Genomic DNA, 15,990 nt, shown 5'->3' on the forward strand with positions numbered 1-15,990 from the left:
AGACTTATAACAAAGCTCAGGGTGAAAAAGATGATTTTACCTTTTGAAGCAATCCTTAGTATGATCATCCACCATCCCGGTCGCCTGCATAAAAGCATAGCAAATGGTCGAGCCGACAAACTTAAAGCCGTCTTTCTTCAGTTGCTTGGACATGGCGTCCGACTCAGGGGTGGTGACAGGAACTTCTTTAAGACTTTTCCAGTTATTGACGATGGGCTCCCCACCAACAAACTGCCACAGATAGTCGCTGAAACTTTGCTCTTCTTTGATGCGCAAATAATTCTGCGCATTGACGATAAAGGCGTTTACTTTAAGCTTGTTGCGAATAATACCCGCATCCGAAAGCAATTGTTCACGCTTGGCCTCATCATATATTGCTATTTTTTCAGCATCGAAATTATCGAACACCTTGCGGTAGTGTTCGCGTTTTTTTAGCACCGTGATCCAGCTAAGACCTGCCTGCGCACCTTCCAGACACAGCATCTCGAATAATTCCCGATCGTCAAAAGTCGGCACACCCCATTCGGTGTCATGGTACTCAATATAAAGTGGATCATCGCTGACCCAACCGCAACGTGTTTTCATAGGTAGCCCTGTTATTTTTTGCTTAGATTGCCACGTCGCCTTGATTCTCGCAATGACGAATATTTCTGTTAGTGGGCCATGGGCCACCCTGCAACAACTCACCTCCCGACATTATATCGGGCGAGCGCAACTCGCCTCTACAGTTTGCTCGAAACATTCATTTTCATGGTGGGCCAAGGCCCACCCTACAACACCTCACCTTCCAACACTTGGTCGTTAGTCGGAAAGTCGTAGGCTGGGATGAATAACATGAATCCCAGCTCTCTTTTGAGTTCACAGGGTCGGTTAGCTTTGATGGGTTACGGCAGTCGCCTAACCCATCCTATAAGAGCTAATAGCTATCCAACAAAATCTCCCCTCCCGACATTATATCGGGCGAGCGCAACTCGCCTCTACAGTTTGCTCGAAACATTCATTTTCATGGTGGGCCAAGGCCCACCCTACAACCCCTAACATTCCAACACTTGGTCGTTAGTTGGAAAGTCGTAGGCTGGGATGAATAACATGAATCCCAGCTCTCTTTTAAATTCATGTGATGAATTGATATTGATGGGTTACGGCCCAGCCTAATACATCCTATAAGGACGAAAATATCTTTGGTAGGGGCAGGCCAATGTGCCTGCCCATATCTATTCTGGTTAACGACGCGGGCGGGCACATTGGTCCGCCCCTACCTACTATCTACTTTCTTGCTACCCAACCTTCATGCAAATAATCATCCTGCGGACTAGTCATGACTTACTTCTTCATTACCTCTACACCAGGTTCTTGATGATTAACTTTATTTGATTACGATATTTCATGCTTTAAGGTTAGAAAATGACCTGAATTACCGTATAATTTCGCTCTTTGCACAAAATAAAGCATATAAGCATCCATTAAGGGCACAGATTGTGGCAGATACTAAGACCTTTCAGGGGTTAATCCTGACCTTACAAAATTATTGGGCCGAGCAGGGCTGCGTGATTCAGCAACCGCTGGATCTTGAAGTCGGCGCTGGTACTTTCCATCCCGCAACATTCCTGCGCGCCATTGGTCCTGAGCCTTGGAGCGCGGCCTATGTCCAGCCTTGCCGTCGTCCAACCGATGGTCGTTATGGCGAAAACCCGAACCGCTTGCAGCATTACTACCAATTCCAGGTGGTGATTAAACCTTCGCCGCTAGATATTCAGGAAATGTATCTGGGCTCGTTAAAAGCAATGGGACTTGATCCGCTGGAGCACGATATTCGCTTCGTTGAGGACAACTGGGAGTCGCCAACGCTGGGCGCCTGGGGTCTTGGCTGGGAAGTCTGGCTCAACGGCATGGAAGTGACTCAGTTTACCTACTTCCAGCAGGTGGGCGGTCTTGAGTGCAAACCTGTGATGGGTGAAATCACTTATGGTCTCGAGCGTATTGCGATGTATTTGCAGGGCGTCGACAGTATTTATGATCTGGTGTGGACTGATGGTCCATTGGGCACAGTCTATTACCGCGATGTGTTTCATCAGAATGAGGTGGAGCAATCCACTTATAACTTTGAGCACGCCAATGTTGAAAAACTATTCGAGTTCTTCGACTACTGCGAAAGCGAGTGCATGAGCCTGATGGAACATAATTTACCATTGCCTGCCTATGAAATGGTGCTTAAAGCATCACATGCCTTTAACCTGCTGGATGCGCGTCATGCCATTTCAGTAACCGAGCGCCAACGCTTTATTTTGCGTGTGCGTACTTTGGCGCGTTCTGTGGCCGAAAGCTATTACGCCGCTCGTGAAGCATTAGGCTTCCCGATGCTGAACAACAGTAAAAGCCAAGCCAATAAATCGGAGGGGAAATAATCATGTCACAACACGATTTATTGTTTGAGCTAGGAACTGAAGAGTTACCACCAAAAGCGTTAAAAACATTAAGCGATGCGCTACGCGATAACTTGGCGGCGAACCTGCAAAACAACGATTTCACTTTCGACAGCATCGAAAACTATGCTGCACCGCGTCGCTTAGCGCTCATTATCCGCAATTTAGCGGATAGCCAACCTGATAAGAATGTCGAGCGTCTTGGCCCTGCGGTTGCCGGAGCCTTTAATGATGATGGCTCAGCTAAGCCTGCAGCAGTCGGTTTTGCTAAATCCTGCGGCGTTGAAGTGGATCAACTGGATCGCATCGAAACCGATAAGGGCGAACGCCTGGGTTACACCATTGCCCAAAAAGGCCAGCCTCTTTCTGAATTGATTGAAGATATGCTCAATTCAGCATTGAAAAAGTTACCAATTCCCAAGCCAATGCGCTGGGGCGATCGCAGCGAGCAATTTATTCGTCCAGTACATTGGGCAGTCTTACTGTTTGGCGATCAAGTCTTAAACGCAACTGTATTGGGTGTTAAAACTTCCAATCAATCGCGCGGCCACCGCTTCATGTCGCCTGACTGGGTGACCTTTAATGCTGCTGATGATTACTTGCCAAAACTGTTAGCGGCTAAAGTGAATGCTGACTATGAGCAGCGCAAAGAACAGATTCGAGGCCAGGTCATTGCGCAGGCAGACGCCATTGGCGGCGTCGCGCAAATTGATGAAGGCTTGCTCGATGAAGTGGCCAGTCTGGTCGAATGGCCTGTGGCCTTGACCGGTAAGTTCGACACTGAATTCCTGGCAGTGCCTGCCGAGTGCCTGATTTCCTCCATGGCCGAACACCAGAAATATTTCCACGTGCTGGATAAAGACGGCAAGCTGATGCCGAACTTTATTACCGTCAGTAATATCGAAAGCAAACGTCCGCAAAGCGTGATCGAAGGTAACGAAAAAGTGATTCGTCCGCGCCTGGCCGATGCTATGTTCTTCTTTGAGACTGACAAGAAAGTCAGCCTGGAAAGTCATCAGGCACACTTGAAGAATGTGGTTTTCCAGAAACAACTGGGCTCAGTTCAGGATAAAGCCGAACGTGTAGCCGAGCTAGCGTCTAAAATCGCACCAATGATAGGTGCTGATGCTGAACAGGCCAAGCGAGCAGGTTTATTATCCAAATGTGATCTGGCCACCAACATGGTTGGTGAGTTCGATAACCTACAAGGGGTTATGGGTACTTATTACGCCCGCCACGATGGTGAAAACGAAAACGTTGCTATTGCCATGACTGAGCAATATCTTCCGAAGTTCTCAGGTGATGAGCTGGCGAAAAATCCAGTAGGTCAATGTTTGGCGATTGCCGATCGCGTTGATTCTTTGGTCGGTATTTTTGGCATTGGTCAGGCTCCTTCTGGCGCAAAAGATCCTTTTGCCTTGCGCCGAGCCGCGATTGGTTTGATTCGAACTATCGTTGAGAATCAACTTAAGCTTGATCTCATTGACCTGATTGCTCATTCGAAAGCCTCTTTCGGCGACAAGTTAAGTAATGGCAATGTTGAAACTGCATTGCTCGACTTTATTCTTGAGCGTTTCCGCGCCTGGTACCTCGATCAAGGTGTCAGCAGCAATACCATTTCTGCAGTAATGGCTTTACGTCCAACTCAACCACTCGACTTTGATGCACGCATTAAAGCAGTTCAGTTCTTCCAGACTTTACCGGAAGCTGAGAGTTTATCGGCAGCCAATAAGCGTGTGAAGAATATTTTGGCGAAAGCCGATATCCAAGTACCAGACTCTATTGACTCAAGTCTATTGCAGGAAGCGGAAGAGCAGGCACTGGCCAAAACCATTGCCGATGCCGAAGCTAAATTGTCAGCCATGACCGGTTATCAGGATAAGCTGCAACATCTTGCCAGCCTGCGCGATGATGTGGATGCATTCTTTGATAAGGTGATGGTCAATGCTGACGATTCAGCGGTTAAAGCTAATCGCCTGGCCATGCTGAATAAATTGCAGGATTTGTTCGGCTCGGTCGCTGATATTTCCCTGCTACAAAACTAGCCATGTCTAAAATAGATTGGGATAAGATCAAAGTCATCGTTCTGGATCGTGATGGAGTCATAAATCACGATTCAGATGACTACATTAAATCACCCGAAGAGTGGGTTCCGATTGCCGGTAGCTTGCCCGCGATTGCCAAGCTGAATCAACGATTTAAAGTAGCCATTGCCACCAATCAGTCGGGTATTGCTCGCGGCTATTACGATGAACCCATTTTGCATGCCATGCATGACAAGATGGATAGCCTGCTACAAGAGTATGCTGGGCATATTGATCATATTGAGTACTGTCCTCACCACCCCGATGATGGTTGCGCTTGCCGTAAGCCTGAAACACAAATGCTTGAACATATCGCCGATAAGTTTTCTGCTGAGCCACAAGAGATAGTTTTTATTGGTGACTCCAGCTCTGACTATCACTGTGCACAGAATTTTGGCTGTCCTTTTATACTTCTTCTGACTGGCAAGGGACTGAAAACACTGAATAAATTGGCGGGTAAAAATCTGGTTGTCGAAAAAAGCTTAGCTATGTTGGTGGAATTCATTGGTTAGCAAAGGGGTCAACCTGATCGTTGGCACAGGCAAACTGGGCCACCGCTTTTATGACTACTTGCAATCGCTTGATCAGACTGCCATTACCTTATCCAGAAGCCCTAAAGCTTGGTCAAAACAGCACATTTGTTATGACTTACTGCAAAACGATCTGCCTTTTCCACAGCTGCCAAAGTTAAACACTGTTTTTATTATCCTTGCACCTGGCGAACGCTCTGAAGTCGCCTATCGCCAAACTTATATTCAGGCCGTTACTAATTTGCTGACTCACTTGCACCAGCAACAGTCTGATTTTCATTGTGTTCTTGTATCCTCGACTTCGGTCTTTAGTGGCAATCCTGAATTCATTATCAATGAGCAAACCGAGCCACAACCAGATTCCTTTTCAGGTCGTATTCTTTTAGAAGCTGAGGGAAACATAAAAAGTCTGCACCCCAATACCTCTATCGTCAGACCTTCTGGCCTCTATTCGTCGCAACGCCAACGCCTGATTGATAGCCTTCTTGATAAAGCGCAATATGATAATCCTAAATGGCTAAATTTGATCCATGAGCATGATGTTTGCCAATGGCTTTGGCAAACTGCCATCTATCAATGGCCGCTAACGATTGCTTCCGACGGCTTTCCTTTCCAGCGTAGACAACTACAAGACTTCAAGCAGGCACAGACCGATCGAACGGAGCATCTCATTAATCCCAGTCAAACTGCTAAATACTACCTATCGGATTATCGTGAACAGATAAACTTGCGCTACCCCTCAATTTTCCACTGGCTAAAGTTACGAATGTAACGTTTTATAACATTTTGTGTGTTTTTATTGTTCACCAATTTGTTAAAATCACCGACTTTAATGGCTTGTAGATTGATAATTTTAGCGAGAGTGACATGAATTCTAAGAAATCCTTGGTGGCATTAGCCGTCCTTTTTTCCACCCCAACCCTATTCGCGCAAAGTGGTTTATTATCTGACGCACCTGATGAAGGTTACCTTGGTACTATCGATTTTGGTTACATCAGTACCACCGGCAACTCTGAAACCGAAAGCTTAAATGGTGCCTTTAAGTATATCACTCGCATTTCCGATGAGTGGTCAACAGGTGTTCATATCACCGGCATGACTAGTGAAAATGATGAGGTCCGCGAAGCCGAAAGATATACTTTTGTATGGAACAATCGCTATGATCTATCAGAACGTTCATTCGTCTATAGCGTAGTTGATTACATGAATGACTATTTCGGCGCTTATGACTATCAAGCCGGCGCCTATGTCGGTTATGGTCATGAATTATTTAAAGATGACACCGGCCACTTCTCGCTAGGTCTGGGTCTGGGTTATCGTGTCAACGCCTTAAAAGCTGGTGAAGATGAAAAAGAGAATGTGGTTCGAGGCGATCTGGATTATCAATATAACATTTCAGAAACCGCCATTATCACGCAACTGATATCAGCAATCTGGGGACAGGAATTCGATACTTACTCATCCGAAACAGCCTTGAAAACTAAGATATCCGACAGCTTGGCGCTTAAACTTGCCTATCATGTCAACTACAACTCGGAAGTACCTGTTGGCGCAGAAAAACGAGATACCACAACCTCTATCAGCGTGAGTTACAGTTTCTAGCTTCAGATTCTGTTGTTGAGCTTGAGATGGCTCTATAAACAAACTGGCTTGTAGAACTTATTACTAACTCTGGGTTGGGTTAGAGGTTTGTTTCGTTTCCCAACCTCTTGATTCTCTTGATGGGTTACGACTTGGTCTAACCCATCCTATAGTGTGTCAGTTCTATTAACCCTAGACCCAGACCTAAACTATTTTCCTTCTATGGGAGCATTATTAAAAATGCCGATTTTTAATCTTCCTGATCTAAATACTGATTTTTCAGTTTGACGTAATTATCGGCTGAATATCTGAAGAAGTCGGTTTCTTCTTCGGTGAGTTTTCTTATTTTGCGTGCTGGCGAGCCAACCCAGAGGTAGCCGCTTTCTAATACGCGGCCTGGTGGCACCAAGCTGTTTGCACCGACAATGACATTTTCTTTAATCAAAGCGCCGTCCATAACCACAGTCCCCATACCAATCAGACAGTTACTTTCAATACGGCAACCATGCAAAATGGCTTTGTGGCCAATAGTGACATTATCGCCCACATACAGGTCATGTCCTTCGGGGTCATAAGGGCCGGCATGGGTAACATGGCAAACGGTTCCATCCTGGATGCTGGTTCGCGCTCCAACATGGATTGAATGAACATCACCACGCAATACCGCCATTGGCCAAATCGAGCTATCGGCACCGATGTGGACGTTGCCCACCACCAAGGCAGTCTCGTCAACATATACTTTTTCACCCAATTGGGGTTGGTGCTGATTGAATTTTCTAATCGTCATTAGGTTGTGTCCTGTTACGTTCTGCCGTTATTTTAGCCTTTCTCAACTTAATCTCAAACTTAAAGTCTCGTATCTTCTGTTATTTCCTTTCTGACAAGGTACTTGCCTTTTTGCCAAGTCATATTTGCACTTATCTTGATTGCTGGTTATGCTTATCGAACGAACAGGGAGTACCTATTTTACAGGCGAATTAGTTTTGATGTTCAACAAACCCCCATTACCTGAGTCTACCCTTCAAAGCCTTGTCGAAAATGACTATTCAGCGCTGCTGATTTGCAACGAAAAGTATGTTCTAAAAGCAATTTGCATTGATCAGTCTATATCCGCTTCGACTCTTCAAGGGATAGAGCTTAAAGAATGGCTACCAGCAGAATTGCTCAGTGGTGAAAAACTCCGCGCCTTGGTTTCACTACCGGATATTCGCAAGCAACGCTACTTTATTGCTTCCATTACCCGTCTGCCAAAAGATAAGTCTCATCTCAATGTATTGGTGTCCTTGCAACCTGCGCCAGAACTTAATAGAGAGAATGAACAAGGCTCGCCAAGCTTACTGTCTGTTTACAAAAGTACTGTTCTCGATAAAGCCCCTATATTTCTCTATACCCTTGATTACCGCACTAAATTATTCGTTGAAGGATTGGAATACTTCAGTAACTTGCTTGGCTATACTCAAGAAGAATTTGAGGCCATGCCTGAAGGGGTTTATTCAACCGTCCATCCTGATGATATTCCGGTTGTGCAAGAACAGGAGAAACAGTTAGCTGCCAGCGATGACAAAGACGTTATCCCTGCGGACTTTAGAGTGCAAAAGAAAGACGGGGAGTGGATCTGGATCCAGGTACACAGCACCATTTATGCCCGGGATGACAATGGCGAAGCCACTATTGAAATTGGCTCTATCCACCAGATCCAGAAAGATTTTGAAACCGAACAAGCGTTGCGTCGTAAAGATAAATACTATCGAACATTGGTTGAGAACAGCTACGACTGTATTTTGATGTATGACCGTAATATGCAGGTAACTTATATTTCGCCGTCGGTGACTCGGGTCACTGGCTATACCGAAGAAGATCTGGTCGGCAAATCTCTCGCTACATTTATTTATGAAGAAGATCGAGATGAGGCAGAAGCTAATCTACGATATGTTGCAGAACATCCCGATGCATTATCAGTTGTTGAACGCCGTATCAATCATAAAGATGGCCACTTACTCTGGATTGAAAGTCGCCTGGTCAATCATCTCGACGATCCGGATATTCAAGGAGTAACGGTTAATTTCCACGTCATTACGGAACGTAAGCAAGCAGAACAGAAGATTCACAACCTGGCTAACTACGATCCTTTAACACAGTTGCCTAATCGCTACTTACTCCGTAAACGTTTGCTCAAAGGACTCGCTGATTCGGTTAAAAATGAGTCTAAACTTGCTTTGATGTACATCGACCTTGATCGCTTTAAAGAAATTAACGATACCCTTGGCCACTCTGTTGGCGATGCATTGCTACAAACTGTCGCCAAAACGATCAACAAATGCTTGCGTAGTTCAGATACTTTGGCCCGGGTCGGTGGCGATGAGTTTACTATCGTTTTGCCGGAAACATCGGAAAAAGAGGCGCGTCATATTGCCGAGCGAATTCTTCAACAGTTTAGAACACCGTTCCAGGCAGATAGCAACACCGTGCAAACCGGTGCCAGTATCGGTATCAGTATTTTCCCTGACCACAGCAAAAAAGCTGAAGATCTGTTTCGCTACGCTGATATCGCCATGTATTCCGCTAAGAAAGAACGCAATCAATATCAACTCTACGAGCTACGCCACAGTGAACGTGAAAATCGCCGCCGCTCGGTAGAGAAAAAGCTTAAAACAGCAATTGCTAATGATAGTTTGCGCCTTTATTATCAGCCTCGGGTCGATATTAGAACGGGCTTAATTAAAAGCGTCGAAGCACTGTGTCGCTGGTATGACCCTGACCACGGAGATATTTCTCCCAGCGTCTTTATCCCTATCGCTGAAGAGAGCACCCTGGTTCATGAGCTAAGCCAACAGGTGACGGATCTTGCCTGCAAACAAATCGTCAGCTGGCGTAATATGGGCATTGATACCGCCGTTGCTCTTAACTTATCCATCAAAGACTTGCGCAACTTTAATCTCCTCAATCAATTTGCCGACACCATGCGAACCTATGATATTCCCGGTAGTTCGCTGGAAGTTGAGATTACAGAAAGCGCCGCCATGACTGACGTGGTCAACACTGTCAAAGTGCTCAATCAATTCAAAGAGCTCGGCATCAAGCTATCTATTGATGATTTCGGTAAAGGCTATTCTTCACTGGCGTATCTGAGCCAGTTGCCAGTAGACAACCTTAAAATTGATATGTATTTTGTCTCTCAATTAAGCAGTCAAAGACAGGATCGCATGACCAACGTGAATATTATTCGCAGCATCATTTCTCTGGCTCAGAGCCTCGAGCTACACACGGTTGCCGAAGGTGTCGAAACCATGCAGCAAATGTCTATTTTGCAATCCTTAGGCTGCGATATGGGTCAAGGTATGCTGTTTTGTCGCCCCATGTCGGCCACCGCAATTACCGAACTATTGAGAGAAGGCAAAGTAAACTTTGCTAGCCAATAATCCTGATCCATAGGCTTTTGTTCTCTTGCACTTGTTTTCCATGCTACTTATTTCTCATAATAAGCGCTCTGCCAAAAAGACAATAATCACTATTAATGAAAATAGCCATTGCCACACGTCACGATCTTCCTGACTGGGAACAGGATGACCAACCATTCTTTAATGCACTCAGTCATGCCGACATTCAATATGCTGTCGTTCCCTGGGATAGCGACACTCGCTGGGATGACTATGATCTCTGCTTGATTCGCACCACCTGGGATTATCAGGAACGCTTTGCGGAGTTTACCGAGTGGATCAAAACAGTCAGCCAACAAACGCAGCTGTGTAACCCGGAATCAGTCATTCACTGGAATAGCCATAAAAGCTACTTACGGGAACTTAAGCAAAATGGTATTCAGATTGCTCCTTCTGTCTGGCTTAATAAAGGCCAATCCATTGATATTCATAGCATTATGGCTGAGAAGGGCTGGCAACAGGGCTTCATCAAGCCATTAATTGGCGCCAATGCACGTGAGTGTTGCCGCTTCGATAATAGTGAACAAGGTTTAGCCACTGCACAGGCTCATATTGATCGCCTCATCTCTAACGAAGATTTGGTATTACAACCTTATCTGTCCACCGTTGAAACTTTCGGTGAAACTTCTGGCATATTCTTTAATAATCAATTCAGTCATGGCACACGTAAGATTCCGGTGCAGGGCGATTTTCGGGTGCAAGATGATTACGGCGCCAAAGATTACCCTTACCAGTTAAACAACACTGAGATAGAACTTGCTAATAAAGCCATCGCTTATGTCTCTGCTCACTATTTACCCGCTGGTCAAGATCAATTATTGTACGCTCGTATCGATTTTTTACACGATGCTGAAGGAACACCTTACTTGAACGAAATGGAGTTGATAGAACCTTCATTATTCTTCAGGCACGGTGGCACAAAAGCATGTCATAACTTTGTATCCGCGATTCAAACTATAAAAAAGTAATGGAGTAACTCATGAACAAAATTTCACGTTTTCTCTTAATTGCAGTCGTTTTACTTCTGATTGCAATGAGCGCTGTTTACCTTTCAAAAACACAAACTATTGATCAGGCCACCCCTGATACTGATAGCGAATCACCACAAACCAACGAGCAGCCATTAGCAGAGACCACTTCGGAAGACACAGCTGAGGAAGCAGCTCAGCCTGAACAGGAAGCAGCAACCGCTCTGAACTATAACCCTGCTATCTGGAAAGTTGAGCATAACGGCGTCACCTCCTATTTATTTGGCTCCATTCATATGGGCGACCAAAGCATGTATCCGCTACCTGAGAAAGTCCGCCAGGCTTATGCTGATAGCGATGTGCTAGTTGTAGAAATTGATATGACTAACCTTAATCAGATGGAAATCGCGCAAACTGTTCAAAAAATGGCTATTGACCCAGACAAGCCGCTAAGAGATCACTTAACGGAATCTACCGCGCAAAAATATGATGAATATTGCGAAAAAACTCGATCTCCGTGCCAAATGTTTAGCTCATTCGAGCCCTGGTTTGCTGCAATGACTCTAGAAGCATTAGCAATGCAGCAATCCGGTTACAAAGAGCAGCTAGGTATAGATATGCATTTCCTTACCGAAGCGAAAGACAGCAAAGAAATTGTTGAACTAGAAAGTTTTGAATCACAGCTCAAAATGTTGGATGAGATGCCAGCTCACTTACAGGACTTAATGTTATTGTCAACGGTGACCCGGGAAGAAGGAGCGACTGAGTTGATGGTGCAGGCCTGGAAAAAAGGTGACGTTGAATCTTTCTTGGCAGAATCAGAAATTTCGGCTAAGGATCAAGGCATTTCTGATGAAGATTACCAAGCCTTTATGGATCTGTTTTTGTATGACCGAAACCAGGGCATGGCCGATGGCATCGCCGAGCTTCTAGAACAGAATAAATCTGTATTTGCAGTGGTTGGCGCTGCTCATTACGGTGGTGAGAAAAGTGTCAATTATTATCTAGAACAGAAAGGATTTAAAGTTACAAGAATGTAAGACAGTTTGTATAAAAAAGCGCTCTTAGGAGCGCTTTTTCGTATCAGGGTTTGCCGATAAAACTTTACTTTGTTTCTTCCTTGCTAATTATTTGGTGCTATACTCCAACTACTACGCCACCTCATTGACTCAAATTAGAATGTCTTTTTTTCGTGCACTTAAAAATAAATTTTCCGGCCCCATTCAACAAAAGCCTTCCGAATCAGCTTTCTATGACGATAACACTATTTACCTGAACTACTTTCAGACCACTAAAAATTGGGGGGATACTGTTAACCCTTATATTGTGGAGAAAGTATCAGGCAAGAATCCTGTTGTTGCTTCGCCGGATCAACAGCAACATCTGTTGCCTGTCGGCAGTATCTTAAGAATAGCTAACCATAATAGTATTGTCTGGGGATCCGGTTTTATTTCTAAGAAAGGCAATATTAAGTACAAGCCTCTTAAAGTGTGTGCGGTACGTGGGCCACTAACAAGAAAACTTTTAATCAAGCAGGGAATCGAAACACCTGAGACTTATGGTGACCCAGCACTGCTGATGCCACGTTTTTACCATCCGCAAGTTGAAAAACACTATGAGTTAGGCGTTATTCCTCATTATCGTGATATTAACCATCCTCTTGTCCAGCAGCTGAAAGAGCAGGGTGCGCGCATTCTGGATATCACTAAAGACACCGAATCTTTTATTGATGATTTGCTCGAATGTAAACAGACCATTTCTTCATCCTTGCATGGCTTAATTGCCTCGGACAGTTACGGCATTCCCAATCAATGGGTTACCTTCAAGAATGAACTCACTGGCGGTACTTTTAAATTTCAGGACTATTACCAGTCTATTGACCAGATGAACCAAAAACCTGTTTCTGCCAAAGAGCTGGCCAGTATGTCATTGCAGCAAATCCTCGATCACTGCCAGGCTAAGCCCATAACACTGGATCTGGACGCACTGCTCAATTCTTTTCCAACAATGGATTAGCGCAGACGATTAACACACAGTACTAGCGCATAGTCACAAACTCTTCCGCTGAAGTTGGGTGAATAGCAACGGTTGCATCAAAGTCAGCTTTTGTCGCGCCCATCTTCATAGCCACAGCAAAGCCCTGTAATATTTCATCCATCCCTTCGCCAATACCATGAATACCCACCACTTTTTCATTTGCACCCTGGCACACCAATTTAAAAGTGCTTAATGCCCGGTGGGGGGTGATAGCGTTATACATGGCAGCAAACTGTGATTTGTAGGTTCTAATATCACCCTCACCAAACTGCTCAACGGCTTCAGCTTCCGATAAGCCAAGGCTACCAACGGGAGGATGCGAAAAAACAATCGTTGGGATCTGGCTGTAATCCATATACACATTAGGCATCTCGGGGTTAAACAACCGTTCGGCCAATAAGCGGCCTGCTTTAATGGCCACTGGCGTAAGCTGGGCTTCGCCGGTAATGTCGCCTACAGCATAAATGCCTTCAACATTGGTGTTCTGGAACTTGTCGGTTCGGATAAAGCCTTCTACATCTGTTTCTACACCAGCGGCTTCCAGACCAATATCATTGATTGCCGGTTCACGACCAATGGCCCAGATCACAGTGTCCACATTATCCAGACATTCGCCTTTCGTAGTGTGCACTTCCAGCAGGCCTTTATTGTTCTTTTCAATTTTACTGACATCAGTGTGCGTATGCAGCACAGGACCATCCTGCTCAATACGATCCAGTAACGCATCGGTAATATCCTTATCGAAATAACGCAGTGGACGATCTTTTCGCACCAACAGGTGGGCATTACTGCCTAACGCATGGAGCACACCAGCAATCTCCACTGCAATATAGCCGGCACCAATCACTACCGCTTTTTTAGGCCGCTCTGTCAGGGCAAAAAAGCCATCCGAATCAATGCCCAGTTCAGCGCCTGGTACATCAGGAACAATAGAGCGACCTCCTACAGCTATCACAATATGATCTGCCGAAATCCTTTCACCGTTCACTTCCACAGTCTTGTTATCCACAAAACGTGCATAGCCTTCAATAAAATCGACACCATTGGATTCAAAGCCACGATGGTAGGCACCATGAATCCGTTCGATATAGGCTTCGCGATTCTTTACCAGTCGCGACCAGGTAAAGCCTGTTTGCTCTAAATCAAACCCATAAGCCTCGCTATATTTGATAGCCTCGGCAATATGGGCTCCATACCACATGACCTTTTTCGGCACACAACCTAAGTTAACACAGGTGCCGCCCACCGCTTTAGCCTCAATCACAGCCGCTTTGGCACCACGGATAGCTGCCCGATTGGCCGAAGCAATGCCGCCACTACCGGCGCCAATCGCTAGAAAGTCGTAATGTTTGATATTGTTGGACATAAGTTTCTGTTTTTTCGCTATAATGCGTCGATTATAAAGGTTTCCAACTTCATATAAAGCGCAGGTTTTCAGTGAAAATACTATTTGACGTCGCCTACCTCTATTATCTCCCCCACTTTACGCCCGTTCTCGACGAACTAAAGCTCAAAGGGGTGGAGCTGGGGATCGTATTTCATAGTGAACCTCCCGCCGCCATTAAAGCTCACTTAAGTTCAGTTGCTGAAATATATATTATCAATGAAGACGATTTAGTCAGCTTTTACACGGCTCAAAAACCGGACTGGATCGTATTTGGTCACGCGACAGATATCGCCGAACCATTAAACGCTTTCTGTAAAACCGCTCTTATTCTGCATGGCCTAGGCCCAAAATCGACCTATTACAATGCATCGTCGAGCCCAATTCAGTATCGTTTTGTAGAATCTGAACATCGTTCGAAAACGCTACAGCAGCTCTATCCTAACAAGACTTTCGTTACCACGGGCTACACCAAGCTCGATCCATTGGTTAATGGCACCAGTGAGAAAATCGATCTCGCTGAGAAAGGATTAGTACCGGGGAAAAAAACGATTCTGTACTCACCGACTTTTTATCCAAGCACCATCGAGAAATTTCCCAAGAACTGGCCGGAACAATTTTCGGATTACAATATTCTGATCAAGCCGCACTACTTATCTTTGATCAAATCAGCCTACAAAAAACAACGCGAGCTATTTGAGCATTGGCAAAATTATCCCAATGTGTATCTAGCCAGCCCGGAAGAACAAAGTTTGCTACCCTTTATGGCAACCGCCGATTTAATGATCAGCGAAACCTCGTCTGCCCTGTTTGAATTCATGGCATTGAATAAACCGGTTATTGTCGGACATTTTCTAAAATTGCGAGTAGGCTATTGGGGGTTCTTAAAATACCGATTGAAGAAACGTCTTTCTGATGACTATCAATTGTTCCAGGAAATTGGTACTAATATTAATCACTATCGTGAATTGAAAGAAGCCGTTGAAAAGAATCTCAGTAACCCCAAGCTATTTGAACAACAGCGCTTAAAGCATATTCAACAAATTGTCGGTACGGTTGACGGACGCTGTTCGAAACGAGTCGCTGATTTTTTACTGAGCCACTAATCACTAACCACATATAAGGATACCCATGCGCGTCATCACCTTTGGTACTTTTGATGTTTTCCACGTTGGGCACGTTAATATTCTTGAGCGCGCACGCGCCATGGGTACTGAACTGTATGTAGGCGTTTCCTCCGATCAGTTGAATTTTGAAAAAAAAGGGCGCTATCCTGTTTATTCGGAAGAAGACCGCATGCATATTCTAAGTGCATTAACCTGTGTTGATTTTACGTTTGTTGAAGAGTCGCTGGAAAAAAAGGCTGAATACATTCAAAAGTACAACGCAGACCTTCTGGTGATGGGCGACGACTGGCAAGGTAAATTTGATGAAATGAAACAATTTTGCCAAGTTAAGTATCTGCCACGAACACCCTCTATTTCCACCACTGAGATTATCGAAGTGGTGCGCCACACACCTCATAAATAATGGATGCTCACACTAT

Annotated in this window: 14 protein-coding genes; 11 read left to right on the forward strand and 3 right to left on the reverse strand. The window is 44.9% G+C overall.

The features are described from left to right. Window positions 1–36: 36 nt before the first annotated feature. Entirely contained in the window at window positions 37–585 is a 549-nt protein-coding gene (locus ACYTXU_RS11790) for a DNA-3-methyladenine glycosylase I (RefSeq protein ID WP_462206982.1), read from the reverse strand. An 893-nt stretch (window positions 586–1,478) separates the two neighbouring features. Here ACYTXU_RS11790 and glyQ point away from each other — a divergent pair. The 5 genes from glyQ (at window position 1,479) to ACYTXU_RS11815 (ending at window position 6,639) form a co-directional block, all read left to right on the forward strand. Beyond that, entirely contained in the window at window positions 1,479–2,405 is a 927-nt protein-coding gene (glyQ, locus tag ACYTXU_RS11795; protein WP_462206983.1) for a glycine--tRNA ligase subunit alpha, read from the forward strand. Window positions 2,406–2,407: 2 nt separating this feature from the next. After that, on the forward strand, window positions 2,408–4,468 hold the full coding sequence (glyS, locus tag ACYTXU_RS11800; protein ID WP_462206984.1) for a glycine--tRNA ligase subunit beta: 2,061 nt from the start codon (window positions 2,408–2,410) through the stop codon (window positions 4,466–4,468). A 26-nt stretch (window positions 4,469–4,494) separates the two neighbouring features. Continuing rightward, the gene (gene gmhB, locus ACYTXU_RS11805; protein ID WP_462209422.1) at window positions 4,495–5,019 is read left to right on the forward strand and encodes a D-glycero-beta-D-manno-heptose 1,7-bisphosphate 7-phosphatase; all 525 of its coding nucleotides are present in this window, start codon (window positions 4,495–4,497) and stop codon (window positions 5,017–5,019) included. Beyond that, window positions 5,012–5,809 (forward strand): sugar nucleotide-binding protein, encoded by a 798-nt coding sequence (locus tag ACYTXU_RS11810; protein WP_462206985.1) that lies wholly within the window; start codon window positions 5,012–5,014, stop codon window positions 5,807–5,809. The genes gmhB and ACYTXU_RS11810 overlap by 8 nt, the downstream gene beginning before the upstream one ends. 95 nt (window positions 5,810–5,904) lie before the next feature. Further along, window positions 5,905–6,639 (forward strand): DUF481 domain-containing protein, encoded by a 735-nt coding sequence (locus ACYTXU_RS11815; RefSeq protein ID WP_462206986.1) that lies wholly within the window; start codon window positions 5,905–5,907, stop codon window positions 6,637–6,639. Window positions 6,640–6,868: 229 nt separating this feature from the next. Here the strand turns inward: ACYTXU_RS11815 and ACYTXU_RS11820 are convergent, their stop codons facing one another. After that, entirely contained in the window at window positions 6,869–7,405 is a 537-nt protein-coding gene (locus ACYTXU_RS11820) for a gamma carbonic anhydrase family protein (protein ID WP_462206987.1), read from the reverse strand. 199 nt (window positions 7,406–7,604) lie between these two features. Between ACYTXU_RS11820 and ACYTXU_RS11825 the strand changes: the two genes are divergently transcribed. The 4 genes from ACYTXU_RS11825 to ACYTXU_RS11840 all read left to right on the forward strand — a co-directional run bounded on the left by ACYTXU_RS11825 (window position 7,605) and on the right by ACYTXU_RS11840 (window position 13,039). Continuing rightward, window positions 7,605–10,037, forward strand: coding sequence for a bifunctional diguanylate cyclase/phosphodiesterase (locus ACYTXU_RS11825; protein WP_462206988.1), 2,433 nt, complete (start codon window positions 7,605–7,607; stop codon window positions 10,035–10,037). Window positions 10,038–10,132: 95 nt separating this feature from the next. Then, window positions 10,133–11,023, forward strand: coding sequence for an ATP-grasp domain-containing protein (locus ACYTXU_RS11830; protein WP_462206989.1), 891 nt, complete (start codon window positions 10,133–10,135; stop codon window positions 11,021–11,023). Between the two features lie 11 nt (window positions 11,024–11,034). Continuing rightward, a complete protein-coding gene (locus tag ACYTXU_RS11835) occupies window positions 11,035–12,063 on the forward strand; it encodes a TraB/GumN family protein (RefSeq protein WP_462206990.1) in 1,029 nt (342 codons plus the stop codon). A 139-nt stretch (window positions 12,064–12,202) separates the two neighbouring features. Beyond that, entirely contained in the window at window positions 12,203–13,039 is an 837-nt protein-coding gene (locus ACYTXU_RS11840) for a polysaccharide pyruvyl transferase family protein (RefSeq protein WP_462206991.1), read from the forward strand. Window positions 13,040–13,061: 22 nt separating this feature from the next. Here ACYTXU_RS11840 and gorA read toward each other — a convergent pair whose 3' ends face one another. Next, on the reverse strand, window positions 13,062–14,426 hold the full coding sequence (gene gorA / locus ACYTXU_RS11845) for a glutathione-disulfide reductase (RefSeq protein ID WP_462206992.1): 1,365 nt from the start codon (window positions 14,424–14,426) through the stop codon (window positions 13,062–13,064). A 71-nt stretch (window positions 14,427–14,497) separates the two neighbouring features. Here gorA and ACYTXU_RS11850 point away from each other — a divergent pair, with 71 nt between their 5' ends. Next, complete coding sequence (locus tag ACYTXU_RS11850; protein WP_462206993.1) at window positions 14,498–15,550, forward strand: CDP-glycerol glycerophosphotransferase family protein; 1,053 nt, start codon at window positions 14,498–14,500, stop codon at window positions 15,548–15,550. A 25-nt stretch (window positions 15,551–15,575) separates the two neighbouring features. After that, entirely contained in the window at window positions 15,576–15,974 is a 399-nt protein-coding gene (locus ACYTXU_RS11855; RefSeq protein ID WP_462206994.1) for an adenylyltransferase/cytidyltransferase family protein, read from the forward strand. Window positions 15,975–15,990: the final 16 nt, after the last annotated feature.

Source organism: Kangiella sp. M94, assembly GCF_054926195.1.